The 17663-nt window shown below is 73.7% G+C and carries 17 protein-coding genes; 12 read left to right on the top strand and 5 right to left on the bottom strand.

What is annotated here, in order from left to right; genetic code table 11:
- Positions 1-592: 592 nt before the first annotated feature.
- Both GA0070614_RS09460 and GA0070614_RS09455 read left to right on the top strand, forming a co-directional pair.
- Positions 593-1396: a helix-hairpin-helix domain-containing protein gene (locus GA0070614_RS09460; protein WP_088979336.1), complete on the top strand. Its 804-nt coding sequence runs from the start codon at positions 593-595 to the stop codon at positions 1394-1396.
- A complete protein-coding gene (locus GA0070614_RS09455; protein WP_088975605.1) occupies positions 1393-3777 on the top strand; it encodes a ComEC/Rec2 family competence protein in 2385 nt (794 codons plus the stop codon). The genes GA0070614_RS09460 and GA0070614_RS09455 overlap by 4 nt, the downstream gene beginning before the upstream one ends.
- A gap of 197 nt (positions 3778-3974) precedes the next feature.
- On the opposite strand, the gene GA0070614_RS30180 is transcribed toward GA0070614_RS09455, so the two are convergent.
- Positions 3975-4574 carry an NAD(P)H-dependent oxidoreductase gene (locus GA0070614_RS30180; RefSeq protein ID WP_157744974.1) on the bottom strand — a complete coding sequence of 200 codons (600 nt, stop codon included), beginning with the start codon at positions 4572-4574 and terminating at the stop codon, positions 3975-3977.
- A gap of 220 nt (positions 4575-4794) precedes the next feature.
- Here GA0070614_RS30180 and holA point away from each other — a divergent pair, with 220 nt between their 5' ends.
- Complete coding sequence (gene holA, locus GA0070614_RS09445) at positions 4795-5775, top strand: DNA polymerase III subunit delta (protein WP_088975603.1); 981 nt, start codon at positions 4795-4797, stop codon at positions 5773-5775.
- A complete protein-coding gene (locus tag GA0070614_RS09440; RefSeq protein WP_231933592.1) occupies positions 5772-6248 on the top strand; it encodes a hypothetical protein in 477 nt (158 codons plus the stop codon). The genes holA and GA0070614_RS09440 overlap by 4 nt, the downstream gene beginning before the upstream one ends.
- A 119-nt stretch (positions 6249-6367) precedes the next feature.
- On the opposite strand, the gene rpsT is transcribed toward GA0070614_RS09440, so the two are convergent.
- Both rpsT and GA0070614_RS09430 read right to left on the bottom strand, forming a co-directional pair.
- Positions 6368-6634: a 30S ribosomal protein S20 gene (gene rpsT, locus GA0070614_RS09435; RefSeq protein WP_088975602.1), complete on the bottom strand. Its 267-nt coding sequence runs from the start codon at positions 6632-6634 to the stop codon at positions 6368-6370.
- Between the two features lie 114 nt (positions 6635-6748).
- Entirely contained in the window at positions 6749-7762 is a 1014-nt protein-coding gene (locus tag GA0070614_RS09430; RefSeq protein WP_088975601.1) for a phosphotransferase, read from the bottom strand.
- 184 nt (positions 7763-7946) lie between these two features.
- Between GA0070614_RS09430 and GA0070614_RS09425 the strand changes: the two genes are divergently transcribed.
- From GA0070614_RS09425 to GA0070614_RS09385, 8 genes are all read left to right on the top strand, one after another.
- Positions 7947-8483, top strand: coding sequence for a DUF4240 domain-containing protein (locus GA0070614_RS09425; protein ID WP_088975600.1), 537 nt, complete (start codon positions 7947-7949; stop codon positions 8481-8483).
- A 170-nt stretch (positions 8484-8653) separates the two neighbouring features.
- Entirely contained in the window at positions 8654-10531 is a 1878-nt protein-coding gene (gene lepA / locus GA0070614_RS09420) for a translation elongation factor 4 (RefSeq protein ID WP_088975599.1), read from the top strand.
- 316 nt (positions 10532-10847) lie between these two features.
- Entirely contained in the window at positions 10848-11135 is a 288-nt protein-coding gene (locus GA0070614_RS09415) for a GlsB/YeaQ/YmgE family stress response membrane protein (protein WP_043966762.1), read from the top strand.
- Between the two features lie 387 nt (positions 11136-11522).
- Entirely contained in the window at positions 11523-11810 is a 288-nt protein-coding gene (locus GA0070614_RS09405) for a GlsB/YeaQ/YmgE family stress response membrane protein (protein WP_088975597.1), read from the top strand.
- Between the two features lie 207 nt (positions 11811-12017).
- On the top strand, positions 12018-13307 hold the full coding sequence (locus GA0070614_RS09400; protein ID WP_088975596.1) for a sugar ABC transporter substrate-binding protein: 1290 nt from the start codon (positions 12018-12020) through the stop codon (positions 13305-13307).
- Positions 13304-14287 (top strand): carbohydrate ABC transporter permease, encoded by a 984-nt coding sequence (locus tag GA0070614_RS09395; RefSeq protein ID WP_088975595.1) that lies wholly within the window; start codon positions 13304-13306, stop codon positions 14285-14287. Before GA0070614_RS09400 ends, GA0070614_RS09395 begins: the two co-directional genes overlap by 4 nt.
- The gene (locus GA0070614_RS09390) at positions 14287-15117 is read left to right on the top strand and encodes a carbohydrate ABC transporter permease (RefSeq protein WP_088975594.1); all 831 of its coding nucleotides are present in this window, start codon (positions 14287-14289) and stop codon (positions 15115-15117) included. Before GA0070614_RS09395 ends, GA0070614_RS09390 begins: the two co-directional genes overlap by 1 nt.
- A 148-nt stretch (positions 15118-15265) precedes the next feature.
- On the top strand, positions 15266-15910 hold the full coding sequence (locus GA0070614_RS09385; RefSeq protein WP_088975593.1) for an MOSC domain-containing protein: 645 nt from the start codon (positions 15266-15268) through the stop codon (positions 15908-15910).
- Here the strand turns inward: GA0070614_RS09385 and GA0070614_RS09380 are convergent, their stop codons facing one another.
- Together GA0070614_RS09380 and GA0070614_RS09375 are read right to left on the bottom strand one after the other, a co-directional pair.
- Positions 15911-16774 (bottom strand): hypothetical protein, encoded by an 864-nt coding sequence (locus GA0070614_RS09380; protein WP_088975592.1) that lies wholly within the window; start codon positions 16772-16774, stop codon positions 15911-15913.
- A 94-nt stretch (positions 16775-16868) separates the two neighbouring features.
- Positions 16869-17651, bottom strand: a complete 783-nt coding sequence (locus tag GA0070614_RS09375; RefSeq protein ID WP_088979335.1) for an enoyl-CoA hydratase-related protein — start codon at positions 17649-17651, stop codon at positions 16869-16871.
- Positions 17652-17663 lie beyond the last annotated feature (12 nt).

Genomic DNA, 17663 nt, shown 5'->3' with positions numbered 1-17663 from the left:
TGGCCGCCGGCTGCTGCCGTGCGACAGGGAGGTGGGCCCCTGACCTGGAATCGCTGTCCGACTAGCACATCGTCGCGGTGATCAGGCGGTTGTCCACAGGGCGTCCGTCCGTCCACAGGCGCCGGTCGACGGCCGGTGGCGACCGCTGCGCCCTTCGTAGCCTCGCCCCGTGTCGGAGGACGAGGAGACGATGGTGCGGCGGCGGCTGCTCCGGTTGGCCGAGGCGGCGACCGGGGGAGTGGCGGCGTCGCCGCCGGCGTCAGGCGCCGTGGACGGGTCCCGGGAATCCGTCGGACGGGCGGCGCCGACCGTGGCCCCCGGGTCAGCCCGGCGGCGTTCGGGGGGACCGACCGTCGACGCGCTGCGGCCCTGGGCGAACGGTCCCGGGGACCACGACACGGGATGGCCCTGGGTGGGACAGGGCGGTGAGCGGGGCGGGTTCCCACCGGCCGCCGATCCGGTGCCCCTCGCACCAGGGCACTCGGCGGGTCGACCCGTGCCGACTGAGGCCGAGGGCTACGCCACCGACGGCGGACCGGGTGACCGAGCCTCGGCGGCCGGGGCGGCCCCCGGTCCCGGGGACGACGACGCCGTGGCCTGGTCGACGGGGGCGGCCGACCCGGTCGACCCGACCGGCCGCGCGCCCGTGGCCGGGCCGTCCGGTCACCCGCGCCGGACACCGCCGCTCGGCGGTGACCGCCCGGCCGCGTCCGTCGACGACGACCCGGCGCTCGACGTCCCGGCCCGGGCGTCCTCCCGGCTGCCCGGGCCGGGGGCGTTCGACCCGGGGCGTCGGGGGGTGCGGGCGCTGGCCGCCGTCGCCGTGCTCGTGGTGCTCGGCGCCGGCTTCTGGGCCTGGCGGTCCCGCCCCCGGGCCGAGCCGGTCCGCCCCCCGGCCCAGGCGGTGCAGGTCGCCGTACCGGAGACGTCGAGCGGGCCCGACGCGACCGCGAGCCCGGCCGGCGAGCTGGTCGTCGCGGTCGCCGGCAAGGTACGCCGTCCGGGCCTGGTCCGGGTGCCGGCCGGCGCGCGGGTGGCCGACGCGGTGCAGGCCGCCGGCGGCGCGCTCCCCGGTGTGGACGTGGCCCTGCTCAACCCGGCCCGCAAGGTCACCGACGGAGAGCTGATCCTGGTCGGCGTCGCGGCGCCGCCCGGCCCGCCCGCCCCGGGGCCGCCGGCCGCCGGTGCGGCTCCCGCTCCCGGCCAACCGGTGAACCTGAACACCGCCACGCTGGCGCAGCTCGACGCGCTGCCCGGGGTGGGCCCGGTGCTCGCCCAGCGCATCCTGACCCACCGCGACCAGCAGGGCGGCTTCCGGTCGGTGGGCGACCTGCGGCAGGTCGAGGGGATCGGTGACGCCCGGTACGAGCAGCTCAAGGATCTGGTGACGGTGTGAGCGGCCCCGGCGACGACGCCGTCGACACCGCGCCGGACGTACCCGACCTGCGGCTGGCCGGGCTGGCGGTGGCCGCCTGGCTCGCCGCGTTGGCCTGCCTGCACCTCACCGCGACGGCGGCCACGCTGCTGGCGGCCACCGCCGCAGGCCTCGCCACCGTGGCCGCCGCCCACCTGCTCGGTCGCCTCGGCCGGCCCCGCGCACCGCTGCGGCGGTACGGCTGGATCGTCGTCGCGGCGCTGATCGGCGTCGTCTGCGGCGCGAGCGCCACCGCCGCCCGGCTGCACGTGCGCGACGCCGCCCCGCTGCGCGCGCTGGCCGACGAGCGGGCCCGGGTCAGCGCGGAACTCGTCGTCCGGGACGATCCCCGTCCGGTTCGCGGCAGGCCGGGCCGGCCGGCGACCCTGCTGGTCACCACCGAGCTGGTGCACCTCACCGGCCCCGACGGCCGCCGGGTGAGCGCCTCCGCGCGGGTGCTGGTGCTCGCCACCGACCCGGCGTGGCGGGGGCGGCTGCCCGGGCAGCGGCTCACCGCCGAGGGGCGGCTGAGCGCACCGCGCGGTGGTGACCTGACGGCGGCGGTGCTGACCGTGCCGGGCCCACCGGCGCCGCACGGGCCACCACCGTGGCTCCAGCGTGCCGCCGGCACGCTCCGCGCCGGCCTGCAACGGGCCTGCGCGCCGCTCCCCGACGAACAGGGCGGCCTGCTGCCGGGGCTGGTCGTCGGCGACACCAGCGCGCTGCCGGCCACCGTGGAGGAGGACTTCCGGGCCACCGGGATGACCCATCTCAACGCGGTCTCCGGGTCCAACGTGGCCATCGTGGTCGGCGCGGTGCTGCTGCTCGTCCGGTGGGCCCGGGCCGGTCCCCGAGCCGGCGCGGTGCTCTGCGGGATCGCCCTGGTCGGCTTCGTCGTCCTGGTCCGCCCGTCGCCGAGCGTCGTGCGGGCGGCGACCATGGGCGCGATCGGGCTGGCCGCGCTCGCCGCCGGACGGCCCCGGGCCGCGCTGCCCGCGCTGAGCGCCGCGGTGGCCGTCCTGGTGCTGGTCGACCCGGAGCTGGCCGGGGACGCCGGGTTCGCGCTCTCCGTCCTGGCCACCGGCGGGCTGCTGCTGCTCGCCCCCGGGTGGCGCGACGCGCTGCGGCGGCGCGGCGTGCCGGCCGGGCTGGCGGAGGCGCTGGCCGTCCCGGCCTCGGCGCAGGTCGCCTGCGGGCCCGTGGTGGCCGCGATCTCCGGCACGGTGAGTCTGGTCGCGGTGCCGGCCAACCTGCTGGCGGTGCCGGCCATCGCGCCCGCCACGGTGCTGGGGGTGCTGGCCGCCGCCGTCTCGCCGCTCTGGCCGGCCGGCGCGGAGTTCGTGGCCTGGTTGGCGAGCTGGCCGGCCTGGTGGCTGGTGACGGTGGCCCGGGTCGGGGCACGACTGCCGGCCGGCACCCTGCCCTGGCCCGGTGGGGTGTCGGGGGCCCTGTTGCTGGCGGTGCTGACCGTGGCGCTGCTCCTGGCCGCCCGGCGGCCGGTGGTGCGGCGACTGGTGGCGGTCGGCGCGGTCGCCGTGATGCTCGGCACCCTGCCGGTGCGCATCCTCGCCGACGGCTGGCCGCCGGCCGGCTGGGTGCTGGTCGGCTGCGCGGTGGGGCAGGGGGACGCGCTGGTCCTGCCGGTGGCGGCCGGCCGGGCCGTGGTCGTTGACGCCGGGCCGGAGCCGTCCCTGGTCGACGGCTGCCTGCGCCGGCTCGGCGTCCGGGAGGTGTCGCTGCTGGTGGTGAGCCACTTCCACGCCGACCACGTGGGCGGAATCGCCGGGGTGCTGCGGGGCCGGCGGGTGGGCGGCATCGTCACCCCGGCGCTCGCCGAGCCGGCGTCGGGACGGGACCTGGTCGCCGCCGCCGCGGGTACGGTGGCGCCGCAGGCGGGGGTGGCGGGGTGGACGTACCGGGCCGGTGGGGTGGAGCTGGTGATCCTCGGCCCGCCGTACCCGTTACGGGGCACCCGGTCCGACCCGAACAACAACTCGCTGGTGCTGCGGGCCGCCGTGGCCGGGGTGCGGGTCCTGCTGGCCGGGGACGCCGAGACCGAGGAGCAGCGGGCCCTGCTGGAGCGTGCCCCGCCGCACGCGCTGCGGGCCGAGGTGCTCAAGGTCGCCCACCACGGCAGCGCGTACCAGGATCCGGCGTTCCTGGACGCCGTCCGGCCCGCCGTCGCGGTGGTGCCGGTGGGTACGGGCAACGACTACGGCCACCCCAGCCCGTCGGTCCTGGCCTGGTTGGCCCGGGGCGGGGTCCGGGTGCTGCGTACCGACACCGACGGCGACGTGGCGGTGGTGACGGGGCGGCACGGCCTGGCCGTCGTGACGCGGGGCCCCGATCGGGTGAGCCGGTGACCGTCGCGCCGACCGTAGCGGTCCGCCGGAGCGACCCGCCCTTCTGCGGGAGCGACCCGCCTTCGATCCGGCGGCGCTCGGCGTCGGGCAGCGCCGTCGGGCGATCGCCTCATCGTCGTCCCGGCGGCGCTGCTGTCCGGCGCTGCCGCAGCGATGTGGGCGGTCGGCACCGGGCGGGTCGCCGGGCGCCGCGACGGTCACTGACCCTGGGCCCCGAGCCGGCGGACCCGCATCAGCCAGAGATCCCGTTGGCGGGGACCGGCGTTCTTCATGCCGGCCAGCACGGTGCGTCGGGCCGGGCGGAAACCGCAGTGGCGGAGGAAGCCGCGTCGCATGAACCGCCAGAACAGGTCCTCACGGGCGAACAGCGCGAGGAGCTGTGGCGAGTTCTGGGTGTAGATGACCCGGGCGGAGCGTCCCTTCAACAGCTTGCGCAGGTAGGGGAAGCGGTCGAGGTACACGACGCCGAAACCGGGCAGGAAGACCCGGTCGATGAACCCCTTGAGCAGCGCCGGGACCGACCACCACCAGCACGGCGTGACGATCACCAGGTGCTGGCACCAGCGGATCGCCTGCTGTGCCTCCACCAGCGCGGGTTCCAGCGGCTGCGGATGGGTGAACCCGCCGTGCAGCACCGGCTCGAACCGCATCTCCCGCAGCCGGAGCAGGCGTACGTCGTGGCCGCCGGAGCGGGCACCCTCGACGTACGCGCGGGCGAGGGCGTCGCTGAAGCTGCCGGCGTCCGGGTGCCCGTCGATGACGAGGATGCGACGGCCGCCCTCTGGTTGGTGGGTCACCCCGGCATCGTCCGTCAGGCACCCGCCGACTGTCCGGCGCTTCGGTGTTCGGCCTGCTCCGAACTCCGGGAGGTGACAACGCACCTCGCTGAGGATTGCAGCGGACCATTGGCGGCTTGCGCCCGACAAAGAGGATAAATGTCTGGATTTGCGCTGAGTGCGGGGTGCGCCGTCACAGCCGCCGATGACCAGCCCCGATCGCGTCTCGGGCCGTGCCAAGATGGGCGGCGTGACCGCCGCCAGCCTCGCTCCCATTCTGCTCGTCCTCGGCGATGAGGAGCTGCTCGCCACGCGCGCGGTCAGCGAGGCCGTCGCGCGGGCCCGCAGCGTCGACCCCGACGTGGACGTCCGGGAGTACCAGGGCGGGACGCTGACCCCGGGCGAGATCGCCGAGGCGCTCAGTCCCTCCCTGTTCGGCGGGCGCCGGCTGCTGGTGCTGCGCGCCGGGCAGGACGCCCGCAAGGAACTGGTCACCGCGCTGCTCGCGTACGCCAGGAACCCCGACCCGGACGTGCAGCTCGTGGTGCTGCACCCGGGCGCGGCCAAGGGCAAGGCGTTCGCCGACGGACTCAAGGCGGCGGGCGCGACCGTGGTGCCCGCGGTGAAGCTCAAGGGCCACCGCGAGCGGGTCGCCTTCGTCCGGGACGAGATCCGCCGGGGTGGTGGCAAGTGCTCCGAGGACGCGGCCGAGGCGCTGATCGCCGCCGTCGGCGGTGACCTGCGGGAGCTGGCCGCCGCCTGCTCGCAACTGCTCGCCGACACCGACGGGCGGATCGGCGCGGACACCGTCGCCCGGTACTACCGGGGCCGGGTGGAGGTCACCGGCTTCACGGTCGCCGACGCGACGATGATCGGCGACGTGCCGGCGGCGCTGGAGGCGCTGCGCTGGGCGCTGCACGTCGGGGTCGACCCGGTGCCGATCGCCGACGCCCTCGCCGACGGTGTGCGCACCGTGGCCCGGGTGGCCGCCGCCGGGCGGGGCGACCCGTACCAGCTCGCCAGCAGCCTCGGCATGCCCGCCTGGAAGATCAAGAACGCTCAGCAGCGGGCCCGGGGCTGGACCCCGGAGGGCCTGGTCGAGGCGATGCGGGTGGCCGCCGAGTGCAACGCGGCCGTCAAGGGCGGCGCGGACGACCGGGCGTACGCCCTGGAGAAGGCGGTCTTCTCCGTCGCGGCCGCCCGGCGGGGCGGCGCCCGGTGACCGGCCCCACCCGTACGGCGTGGAGCACCGTGCCGACCGAGGAGGAGCGGTACCGACCGCTCTACGCCCGGGCGCTCGGACTGCGCTTCGTCAACCCGGGTGGGGTGCTCTGCTTCGTCTTCTTCGAGGGCGCCGTGGCGCTCGCCGTGCTGCTCGCCCTGGCCGAACTGGTGAGCTGGTGGGCCGTGCCGGTACTGCCGCTCGCCGTGGCGGTGATGGTGAAACTCAACGACATGGTGGCCGAGTGGGTGGTGCGGTCGGCGGCGCTCGTCCCGGAGCAGGAGCGGGACCGGTTCCGTCGGCAGGTGGAGCCCGTGGTCGGTCGGGCCCGGGTGCCCCGGACCCTGCCCGGCGTCGTGGTCGCCACGGAGGTGGTGCCCGGCCCGCCGGGGGAGCGGCGGACGGAGCCGTCGGAGCGGGGGTCGTCGGTGGCACGCGGCTTCGCCCGGCCGGGCGGTAACCGCGACGCCTGATCACGCCCCGGCTCGGAGGATCCCGCGCCGGCGCGCCGCCCGATCCTGCGACGTGCGGACAGCCGCAAGCCCCGGGGCGGTGGCCCCGGGGCTTGCGGTCGGGTCTGGAGGTCGCTCGGTCAGACCGAGAGCGAGCCGACGCGCTTGGCGATCGCCGACTTCCGGTTCGCCGCCTGGTTGGCGTGGATGACGCCCTTGCTGGCGGCCTTGTCCAGCTTGCGGGTGGCCTCACGCATGAGGACGGTGGCCTTCTCGGCGTCGCCGGCCTCCGCAGCCTCGTGGAACTTCCGGATGGCGGTCTTCAGCGACGACTTGACCGACTTGTTACGCAGCCGGCGCTTCTCGTTCTGCCGGTTGCGCTTGATCTGGGACTTGATGTTCGCCACGCGACAGCCTCGTCTTGATAGCTCGGGTTTCGGTCTGCTTCAGCGCGCGACGAGCATGCGTCATCGCTGCGCGAAGAGCCAGGTTACCAGGTCCGCCGGGACGAGCCAAAACGGCTACGCCCACCCCTGCCGGACGGCCAGCCAGCCGAGCGCCTGCGCCCCGCTGAAGCGCTGGTGCGCCCGCAGGTACGGGGAGACCGGCGGCGCGGCGACCGGCCCCGCCGCATCGGGTGGGACGGCGGCGGCCGAGGTCAGGAAGTACCCGGCCAGCGCGGCCAACGTCACATCCAGGGCGTCCGGCGGGGCGTCGGCCGCCGCCGGATGGGCGGCGAAGAGCGCGTCCACCGGCAGCCCGTCGGCGTACCCGGTGAGCAGCAGGCCGACCAGGTCGAACCAGGCGGGGCCGTGGCAGAGCCAGTTCCAGTCGCAGAACCAGGCCCGCCCGTCCGCGTCCAGCAGCACGTTGTCCACCCGCAGGTCGCCGTGGGCCAGGCCGGGTGCGGCGGCGGCGTACCCGGGCAGCCGGGACTCCAGCGCGACCAGGTCGGACAGCCGGGTGCGGGCCGCCTCGGGCGCGGGCGGCATCGGCTCCCGGCCGACGGCCACCTCGCCCCACCACAGGACGTCGTCGCGGAGCAGGTCGGCCAGGTGCGGCAGGCCCGGCGCGGCGAGCCCGGCGGGCGGTGCGGCCAGGACGGCGGCGACCTCGGCGTACCCGGTGAGGACGGCGTCCAGTTCGGCGGGGATCCAGGGCAGGCGCGGCGGCCGACCGTCGATCGCGTCCAGGCAGAGCGCGTGCCAGCCGGCCGCGTCCAGCGCCCACCGGGGGCGGGGGACCGGCAGGCCGGCGGGGAGCCGGCCGAGGACGGCGGCCTCCCGGGCGTACCAGTCGACGAGGTGGCCCTGGTGGGCATGGTCGGCGGCCTTGATGAAGACCGTGCCCCCGTCGGCGGTCTCCAGCACGGCGGCGAAGCCGCCGGTGAAGCCGGCCGTCGCGGTGCGCGCCGCCACCACCGGCGCGCCCAGCCGGGCGGTCACCGCGGCCCGCAGCCCGGCCGGCAGCGCCGACCAGTCGGGCCGCACGGCGGTCGCGTGGTACGGCGGCGGCAGCACGGTCACGCCCCTCATGCTGCCCGACCGCGCCGGCCGGTGTCGCCCGCGGCCCCGGCCCCGGGGACCACGATCGGCAGGTCGCCGTGCCGCAGATGGCAGTCGCCGCCGGTGGGCCGACCGCCGGACCCGCGACTCGCCGCGTCGTCCGGCTGCCCGGCTCGGGGCAGGGCCGGGAGCGGGTCTGGGAGACTGCCAGGCCATGAGGACCGACGACTTCTGGCACCTGATCGACCAGGCCCGGACCGGCGCGGGCGGCGAGCCCGACGCGGTCGCCGCCCGCGCGGTCGCCCTGCTCGCCGAGCGCGATCCGGAGGAGATCGTCGGGTACGCCCACCACCAGCGGCGGGTGCTCGCCGCCTCGTACAAGGTCGACCTGTGGGGTGCGGCCTACCTGATCAACGGTGGCGCCTCCGACGACGGCTTCGAGTACTTCCGGGGCTGGCTGATGACCCAGGGCCGGGCGGTCTTCGCCCGGGCGGTCGGCGACCCCGACTCGCTGGCGGAGCTGCCGCGGGTCCGGGCCGCCGCGCTCAGCGGGGAGGAGTTCGAGTGCGAGGACATGCTGGCGGTGCCCTGGCAGGCGTACCGGAAGGCGACCGCGGCCGAACTGCCGGCGGAGCGTGACCCGGTCGCGGCGCCCGACCTCAACGACTTCTGGGACTTCGACGACGAGGACGAGGCGCGACGGCGGCTGCCCCGGCTGGCCGCCCTCTTCGTCGAGCCGCCGGCGGAGTGAGCCGCGGGGCCGGGGAGAGGACCCCCGCACGGCCGTCGCGGGCACGGGCCGAGCGGCGCGCCTCGGGGGCACCCCAGGAGTGATCGGACCGCGTCCCGAGCGACGTGGGAGCATAGAGGGGGCCGGCGGCGCGCCGGCCCGCTCACGTCAGCCGACCAGAACGGACCGCTGTGCCACCGACGCTCGATCCCGGCGCGAACGCTCCTGGTGCCACCGACCCGGCGCGCATCCGGAACTTCTGCATCATCGCCCACATCGACCACGGGAAGTCGACCCTGGCCGACCGGATGCTGCAGCTCACCGGCGTGGTCGACCCCCGGCAGATGCGCGCGCAGTACCTCGACCGGATGGACATCGAGCGCGAGCGCGGCATCACCATCAAGAGCCAGGCCGTCCGGATGCCCTGGACCATCCGGGAGGGCGACCGGACCGGCGAGGCCGCCGTGCTCAACATGATCGACACCCCGGGGCACGTCGACTTCACCTACGAGGTGTCCCGCTCGCTGGCCGCCTGCGAGGGCGCAATCCTGCTGGTCGACGCTGCGCAGGGGATCGAGGCGCAGACCCTGGCCAACCTCTACCTGGCGCTCGAGAACGACCTGCGCATCATCCCGGTGCTCAACAAGATCGACCTGCCGGCCGCCCAGCCCGAGAAGTACGCCGAGGAGCTGGCCCACCTGATCGGTGGCGACCCGGCGGACTGCATCAGGGTCTCGGGCAAGACCGGCGAGGGCGTGCCGTACCTGCTCGACGAGATCGTCCGGCAGTTCACGCCGCCGGTCGGCGACGCCGAGGCGCCCGCCCGGGCCATGATCTTCGACTCGGTGTACGACGTCTACCGGGGCGTGGTCACCTACGTCCGGGTGATCGACGGCCGGATCAGCGCCCGCGACCGGATCAAGATGATGTCCACCGGGGCGGTGCACGAGCTGCTGGAGATCGGCGTCATCTCGCCGGAGATGGTGAAGGCCGACGCGCTCGGTGTCGGCGAGGTGGGCTACCTGATCACCGGCGTGAAGGACGTCCGCCAGTCCCGGGTCGGTGACACGGTCACCATCAACTCCCGGCCGGCGACGGAGGCCCTGGGCGGTTACAAGGACCCGAAGCCGATGGTCTACTCGGGTCTGTACCCGATCGACGGCTCGGACTACCCGAACCTGCGCGACGCGCTGGACAAGCTCAAGCTCAACGACGCCGCGCTGGTGTACGAGCCGGAGACCTCGGGCGCGCTCGGCTTCGGCTTCCGCTGCGGCTTCCTCGGCCTGCTGCACCTGGAGATCATCCGGGAGCGGCTGGAGCGCGAGTTCAACCTCGACCTCATCTCCACCGCGCCCAACGTGGTCTACCGCGCCATCCAGGAGGACGGCGAGGAGGTCGTGGTCACCAACCCGAGCGAGTACCCGACCGGCAAGATCGCCGAGGTGTACGAGCCGACGGTGCGGGCCACCGTGCTCACCCCGAACGACTACGTCGGCGCGGTGATGGAGCTCTGCCAGGGCCGCCGGGGCAACCTGCTGGGCATGGACTACCTCTCCGCCGACCGGGTGGAGCTGCGCTACACGCTCCCCCTGGCGGAGATCATCTTCGACTTCTTCGACCAGCTCAAGAGCCGGACCAAGGGGTACGCGTCGCTGGACTACGAGCCCTCCGGCGAGCAGGCGTCCGACCTGGTCAAGGTGGACATCCTCCTGCACGGCGAGCCGGTGGACGCGTTCAGCGCGATCGTGCACAAGGACAAGGCGTACTCGTACGGCACCACGATCGCCGCGAAGCTGCGCAACCTGATCCCGCGCCAGCAGTTCGAGGTGCCGATCCAGGCGGCGATCGGCAGCCGGGTGATCGCCCGGGAGACCATCCGTGCCATCCGCAAGGACGTGCTCGCCAAGTGCTACGGCGGTGACATCAGCCGTAAGCGCAAGCTGCTGGAGAAGCAGAAGGAGGGCAAGAAGCGGATGAAGATGGTCGGCCGGGTGGAGGTTCCCCAGGAGGCCTTCATCGCCGCCCTCTCGTCCGACTCCGGCGACGGCAAGGCGCCCGGCAAGAAGTAGCGTCCACCGACACGACGAGTCACGGCCGGCGTCCCCAGCGAGGAGGGACGCCGGCCGTTTCCGTACCCGGCTCTCAGCTTCCTCTCAGCTTTCTCAGGATTTTTCCAGCCGCCCGGTGGCCCCGCCGCCGCCCGCCGGAAGCCTGTCTGAGCTGGGCTTTCGTCTGCCCGGCAGTAAGCGACGCAGACCGTTCGGATCGACGGCGGGCGACGCCTCGGCCGGTGAGTCGGTTTGGTTTTTCGGGCGGTCGGGAACTTAGCGGTCACGACAGGAACCACACGCACCGTGTGACTCAATCTTGAGGAGGAGGGCGACCGTGGAGCTCACCGTTTGGGGCATCATCACCGCGATCGTTGTTGGTCTCATCGTCGGCGCTCTGGGCCGCCTGGTCGTGCCGGGCCGCCAGAACATGCCGATCTGGCTGCACATGCTGATCGGTATCGGCGCCGCCCTGCTGGGCACCGTGCTCGCCCGCGCCATGGGCATCGCGACCGAGACCGCCGGTGTCGACTGGGGCGAGCTGCTGGTGCAGGTCGTGCTCGCCGCCATCGCCGTGGCCCTGGTGGCCGGCGTGGGTCGTCGCCGCAGCGTCACCCACCGGTAATTCACCGCACCGCACGCTCAGCGGGCGCCCGTACCCCTCGGGGACGGGCGCCCGCTCGCGTTCGCGCCGACCGGCGGGCTCGCGTTCGCGCCGACCGGCGGGCTCGCGTTCGCCCCGACCGGCGGGCTCGCGTTCGCGCCGACTGGCGGGCTCGCGTTCGCGCCGACCGGCCCGCTCGCGGCCGGGCCTGCCGTGACGTCGGCGTCCGGCGGCGAACGGGAGACGATGCCCCGCCCGCCACCCGTGGGCGGTGGCGGCGAGTGCTGCTCGTGACTTCTCGTCGCCTGATCGTTCTCGGGACCGGTTTGGGATTCGGCGGCATCGGGAACCTATCGATCACGACAGGAACCACACATCGTGTGACATACCTAGAGAAGGAGGACGGTCGTGGAGTTCACCGTCTGGGGCATCCTGACCGCGATCGTTGTCGGTCTCATCGTCGGCGCTCTGGGCCGCCTGGTCGTGCCGGGCCGCCAGAACATGCCGATCTGGCTGCACATGCTGATCGGCGTCGGCGCCGCCCTGCTGGGCACCGTGCTCGCCCGCGCCATGGGCATCGCGACCGAGACCGCCGGTGTCGACTGGGGCGAGCTGCTGGTGCAGGTCGTGCTCGCCGCCATCGCCGTGGCCCTGGTGGCCGGCGTGGGTCGTCGCCGCAGCGTCACCCACCGGTAATTCACCGCACCGCACGCTCAACGGGCGCCCGACCGTCAGGTCGGGCGCCCGTTCGGCGTACCCGCGCAGTGGTTCGCCTGGCCTGCCCCGCCCCGCGCCGGCTGCGGTACGGTCGCCTCGCCCGTCGCCACCCCTGTCGTAAAGGAATTTTTCCTACTAGGGTGCGGCAGAGAAGGTTAGTGCCAGACGGCGCGAGGGAGAAGTGGCGTGAACAGGTGGAAGCGGCTGGCTCCGGTCACCGCCGTCGTGGCCTCGGCCGCGATGGTGCTCGCCGGATGCGGAGGCTCGGGCGACGACGAGGCGGCCGACAACAGCAAGCTGACGGTCTGGATGATGGGCGAGGGGAGCGACGCCCAGACGAAGTTCCTCGACGGCGTCGAGACCGAGTTCCGGCAGAAGCACCCGGACACCGACGTGGTGGTGCAGTACATCCCCTGGCTGGAAGCGCCGAAGAAGTTCCAGGCGGCGCTCGCCGGTGGTGAGGGCCCGGACGTCACCGAGCTGGGCAACACCGAGACCCAGGGCTGGGCGGCCCAGGAGGCGCTCGCCGACGTCAGCGGCCGGATGTCCGGCTGGGCGGAGAGCAAGGACATCCTGCCCGACCTCGTGAAGAACGCGCAGCTCGACGGCAAGCAGTACGGCGTGCCGTGGTACGCCGGCGTCCGCGCCATCTACTACCGCACCGACTGGTTCGCCGAGGCCGGCGTGCAGCCGCCGAAGAACTGGGACGAGCTGGTCGCCGCCGCCAAGGCGGTGCAGGCCAAGAAGCCGGGCACCTACGGCATCGCCCTGCCGGGCAACTCCGAGCTGCCCTTCTACTCCTTCCTCTGGGGCGCCGGCGGCGAGATCGCCACCAACCAGGGCGGGAGCTGGAAGTCCGGCTACACCACGCCGGAGGCGCAGAAGGCGGTCAAGTTCTGGACCGACCTGGTGACCGTGCACAAGGTCGCTCCGCCGGCCGCCGCCGGCTGGAACGAGATCGACGCCCGCACCCAGTTCGCCACCGGCAAGGCGGCGATGGCCTTCGCGGGCAGCTGGCAGGCCAACGCGATCAAGAAGGACAACCCCGAGATCGAGAAGGTCTGGGGCACCTTCCCCATCCCCGGCCCGGACGGCAAGCCGGCCCCGGCCTTCGCCGGTGGCTCGGACATCGCCCTCTGGCAGGACAGCAAGAAGCAGGACCTGGCCTGGGACTACCTGACCGTCCTGCTGAACAAGAAGAACGCGCAGACCTTCGCCGGCAGCCTCGGCTTCTTCCCGGTCTACTCCGACCTGGTCAGCGGCGGGAACTACGCCAACGACAAGCTGATGGCCGCGTTCGCCACCACCATGCAGAACACCAAGGTCACCCCGCTCACCCCGAAGTGGGTCGAGGTCAGCCGGACCAAGACGGTGACCCAGGCGATGAACAGCTCCGTGATGAAGGGGCAGAAGACGGTCGAGCAGGCCACCACCGACGCGGCCGCCGAGATGGAAAGCATCCTCAACGCCAAGTGACCACGCTGACCGAGGACACCGGGACGGCCGCCGCGCGGGAGACCCCCGCGCGGCGGCGGCCCCGCGTGGACCGCCTGCCGTATCTGCTCCTGCTGCCCTGCCTGGTGATCATCGGGGTGCTGCTGCTCTGGCCGCTGGGCCAGGTGGTGGCGATGTCGTTCTACAAGCTGGACAGCGTCCGGCAGTTGCGCGGCGACCGCGAGTGGCCCTGGGTCGGGCTGGCCAACTACACCCAGATCCTCGCCGACCCGTTCTTCCGTACGGTGCTGCGCAACACGGTGCTGTTCGCGGCGGCGAACGTGGCGCTGACGATGATCCTCGGCACCCTGGTCGGGCTGCTGCTCAACCGGCTCGGCAGGAAGATGGCCACCTTCGTGGCGAGCTGCGTGATGCTCGCCTGGGCGACTCCGGCGCTGACCGGCACCATCGTCTGGAAGTGGATCTTCGACGACACCAGCGGCCTGGTCACCTGGCTGTTCAACAAGCTGCCCGACGGGCTGTCGCAGACGCTCTTCGGGCGCAGCGACTGGACCGGCTACGGCTGGTTCAACTCACCGCTGCTCTTCTTCGCCATCCTGACCCTGGTGGTGGTCTGGCACTCGTTTCCGTTCATCGCGGTGAGCGTGCTGGCCGGGCTGAAGAGCGTGCCCAGCGAGCTGCACGAGGCGGCCCGGGTCGACGGCGCCGGCCCGTGGAAGGTGTTCTGGAAGATCACCTTCCCGTTGCTGCGACCGGTCTTCGGCATCCTGGTGGTGCTCTCCACCATCTGGGACTTCAAGGTCTTCACCCAGCAGTTCGTGCTCGCCGGCGGCACCCAGGACCGGCCCACGTTCATGCTCTCCATCTACTCGTACGCCGAGGCGTTCTCGCCGCCGCCCAAGTACGGCGTGGGCTCGGCGATCGCGGTCATCCTCACGCTGATCCTGCTGGTGGTGACCGGCCTGTACGTCCGGATGGTGCTCAAGCAGGAGGACGAGTAGTGAAGAAGGTCGCCCTCAACTGCGCGGGCCTGCTGGTGGCGCTCTTCGCGGCGTTCCCCGTCTACTGGATGATCGCCACGTCGCTCAAGCCGAACGAGGAGATCTTCTCCACCACGCCGCGACCGGTGCCGGCCGAGCCGACGCTGGCGCACTACCGGGAGATCCTCACCGGCAACCTGATCCCCGGCGTCACCTTCGCCGACTTCTTCCTCAACAGCGTCATCGTCGCGGTGAGCACGGTGGTACTCAGCGGACTGGTCGCGTTGCTGGCCGCCACCGCGGTGGCCCGGTTCCGCTTCACGCTGCGCACCAGTTTCCTGATCATGCTGCTGGTGGTGCAGATGATCCCGCTGGAGGCGCTGGTCATCCCGCTGTTCCTGATGATCCAGCGGCTCGGCCTCTACAACACCCTGCCCAGCCTGATCCTGACGTACCTGGGCTTCTCGCTGCCGTTCGCGATCTGGATGCTGCGCGGCTTCGTCGCCGCGGTGCCCAAGGAGCTGGAGGAGGCGGCGGCGATCGACGGGGCCAGCCGGGCCCAGACCTTCCGCCGGATCCTCTTCCCGCTGGTCGCCCCGGGGCTGGTGGCGACCAGCATCTTCTCCTTCATCACCGCCTGGAACGAGCTGATCTTCGCGCTGACCTTCGTCAACGACCAGGACCGCTACACCCTGCCGGTGGCGATGACGTTCTTCTTCGGGCGCGACGACACCGCCTGGGGCTCGGTGATGGCCGCCTCGACGCTGTTCACCCTCCCGGTGATCGTCTTCTTCCTGCTGGTGCAGCGCCGGATGGTCTCCGGCCTGGTCGCGGGCGCGGTCAAGGGCTGACCGGCGGACGCCCGGCTCCCGGCGGGCCGGACGCGCCCGGCGGACCGGACCGGGAGTGCCCGACGGGGCCGGGCCGGGAGCGCCCGACGGGGCCGGGCGGGTGCCGGCGGGGTCACGGCGTCGGGGCCCGGTGACTAGGCTCTCGGCCATGACGGGCAGGGTGGCGGCGGTGAACCTCGGCGTGGTGACCGAGGCGCAGTGGGCGGGCGACGCGAGCGGTCGCAGCGGGATCGACAAGCGGCCGGCCGACGGGCCGGTGACGGTGCGCTTCGCCGGGGTCGACGGCGACTTCATCGGCGAGCGGGCCCACCACGGCGGCCCCGACCAGGCGGTCTACGCGTACGCGGCGGAGGACGCCGAGTGGTGGTCGACGGAGCTGGGTCGCACCATCGGGCCCGGCGGGGTCGGCGAGAACCTGACCACCTGGGCGGTGGACGTGACCGGCGCGGTGATCGGGGAGCAGTGGGCGATCGGCTCGACCCTGCTCCAGGTGACCAAGCCGCGTACCCCGTGCGCCACCTTCGCCGGCTTCTGGGGCGTACCCGATCTGATCAAGCGGTTCACCGCCCGGGCGGCGCCCGGGGCGTACCTGCGGGTGCTGCGCGAGGGCGAGATCGGCGCCGGAGACCCGGTCGAGGTGCTGGACCGGCCCGCGCACGGCGTCACCATCGGCGAGGTGTTCCGGGCGATGAGCCTGGAGCCCGAGCTGCTGCCCCGGCTGCTCGACGCCACCGATCTGCCCGAGCCGCTGCTGGAGAAGGTCCGTCGCCGGGTGGCCGGCGCCCGCCCCTGATCAGCCCTCGGCGAAGACCTCCGCCAGCACCTGCGCGTCGGCCGGGCGGCCGCCGGAGACCTTGGTCCAGGTGCCGTCCTCGGCGGTCCACTCCAGGCCGGCGAAGCGGACCCGCTTCACCCCGTGGTCGGTGGCGTGCGACACCAGCCAGTGCGCGTACCGCCAGCCGTCGCGGGGGTCGGCGGCCGGCACGGTGAGCCCGGTGAGTTCGGCCGCCGGGCCGGTGCCCGCCAGGCCCCAGTCCAGCGTGAGGCCGCGGGTCAGCGCGGCGGCCGCCGCCTCGCCCCGCATCGCCGGGGTACGGCCCACGGTGCAGGCGACCGCGCCGGTCGCCTCGCCGAGCAGGGCGCGGGTCAGCACCTCCGACTCGTCCGCCCACTTCTGGTACGCGGTGGGATAGGCCGACCGCTGCACGGCCTGTGCCGCGTCGGTGACCCGCATCTTCTCCCAGCCGCGCACCTTCTTCAGCGCGGCGTAGAACCGGTTCGCCGCGTACCGCTGGTCCTGGATCTGGGCCGGGGTGCCCCAGCCCTGGCTGGGCCGCTGCTGGAAGAGGCCGAGCGAGTCCCGGTCGCCGTGCGAGAGGTTGCGCAGGCCCGACTCCTGGTACGCGGTGGCCAGCGCCACGACCACGGCCCGCTCGGGCATCTCGCGCTGGATGCCGATCGCGGCGATCGTGGCGGCGTTGGCCATCTGGTCGGCGTCGAGCAGCACCTCCCCGTCTGCCTGGACGGTGCAGGTGCGGCTGGCGATGGGGAGCCGGAGTCCACTGCCGACGAGCTGCCGGACGGCGTAGACGCCGAGCAGGGCGACCACCGCGACCACGACACCGGCTGCCACGATTGCCCGATTTCGCACCCGCACCTCCTGTTTCACGGTTCCCAAGCGTACGTCCCGAAAAGTCGAACGGGGTCGGCCGACCGGTTCACGTTCCCGGGAGCAAAGGAACGAAACGGGATCAGTCCACCGGCACCCAGGCCGCGTTCCTCTTCTCCCGGAAGGCCAGGACGCCCTCGCGGCCCTCGTCGGAGAGGAAGTAGCCGGTGGAGATCGCGGACAGTTCGGCGATCTCGGCCCGCAGGTCGGTGGCGGCCGGGCGGCGCAGCAGGTCCTTCGTCCCGGCGAGGGCCTTCGGCGCGCCCCGCACCAGCGAGGCGCAGTACCGCCCGACCGCCTCGTCCAGCTCGACGGCCGGCACCGCGGCGGTCACCAGACCCACCTCGGCGGCCCGCCGGCCGTCGAAGGTGTCCCCGGTCAGGTACAGCTCCGCCGCCGCGCGCGGGTGCAGCCGGGGCAGCACGGTGGCGGAGATGACCGCCGGGACCACCCCGATCCGCACCTCGGTGAAGGCGAACGTCGCCTCCTCGGCGCAGACCGCCAGGTCGGCCGCCGCGATCAGGCCCAGCCCGCCGGCCCGCGCCGGACCGGCCACCCTCGCCAGCACCGGCTTCGGGCACTCCCGGACCGCCACCAGCACGTCGCCGAGCATGCCGGCGGGCACCGTGCCGCTGGCGTACGCGGCCGCCGTCTCCTTGAGGTCCGCGCCGGAGCAGAAGACCGGGCCGGTGTGGTCGAGCACGATCACCCGGACCGCCTCGTCGGCGACGGCCGCGGCGATCCCGTCCAGCAGCTCGGTCATCAGCGGGGTGGAGAGCGCGTTGCGGTTGTGCGGGCTGTCCAGGGTGAGCGTGGTCACCCCACGGGCCGTGGCGACCCGCACGAGGCGGTCGGGAGAGGTCATGCCGGGCACACT

This window comes from Micromonospora coxensis (assembly GCF_900090295.1).
Classification (GTDB): Bacteria; Actinomycetota; Actinomycetes; order Mycobacteriales; family Micromonosporaceae; genus Micromonospora; species Micromonospora coxensis.
Note: the sequence above shows the minus strand (reverse complement) of the source record. Positions and strands in the feature narration are given on the sequence as shown.

What these genes read in the sequence shown, in the direction of transcription:
- GA0070614_RS09425 (WP_088975600.1), top strand. Translation starts at nt 7,947, where the DNA reads ATGAGGACCGACGACTTCTGGCACCTGATCGACCAGGCCCGGACCGGC.
- GA0070614_RS09385 (WP_088975593.1), top strand. Translation starts at nt 15,266, where the DNA reads ATGACGGGCAGGGTGGCGGCGGTGAACCTCGGCGTGGTGACCGAGGCG.
- holA (WP_088975603.1), top strand. Translation starts at nt 4,795, where the DNA reads ATGGGCGGCGTGACCGCCGCCAGCCTCGCTCCCATTCTGCTCGTCCTC.
- GA0070614_RS09430 (WP_088975601.1), bottom strand. Translation starts at nt 7,762, where the DNA reads ATGAGGGGCGTGACCGTGCTGCCGCCGCCGTACCACGCGACCGCCGTG.
- GA0070614_RS09375 (WP_088979335.1), bottom strand. Translation starts at nt 17,651, where the DNA reads ATGACCTCTCCCGACCGCCTCGTGCGGGTCGCCACGGCCCGTGGGGTG.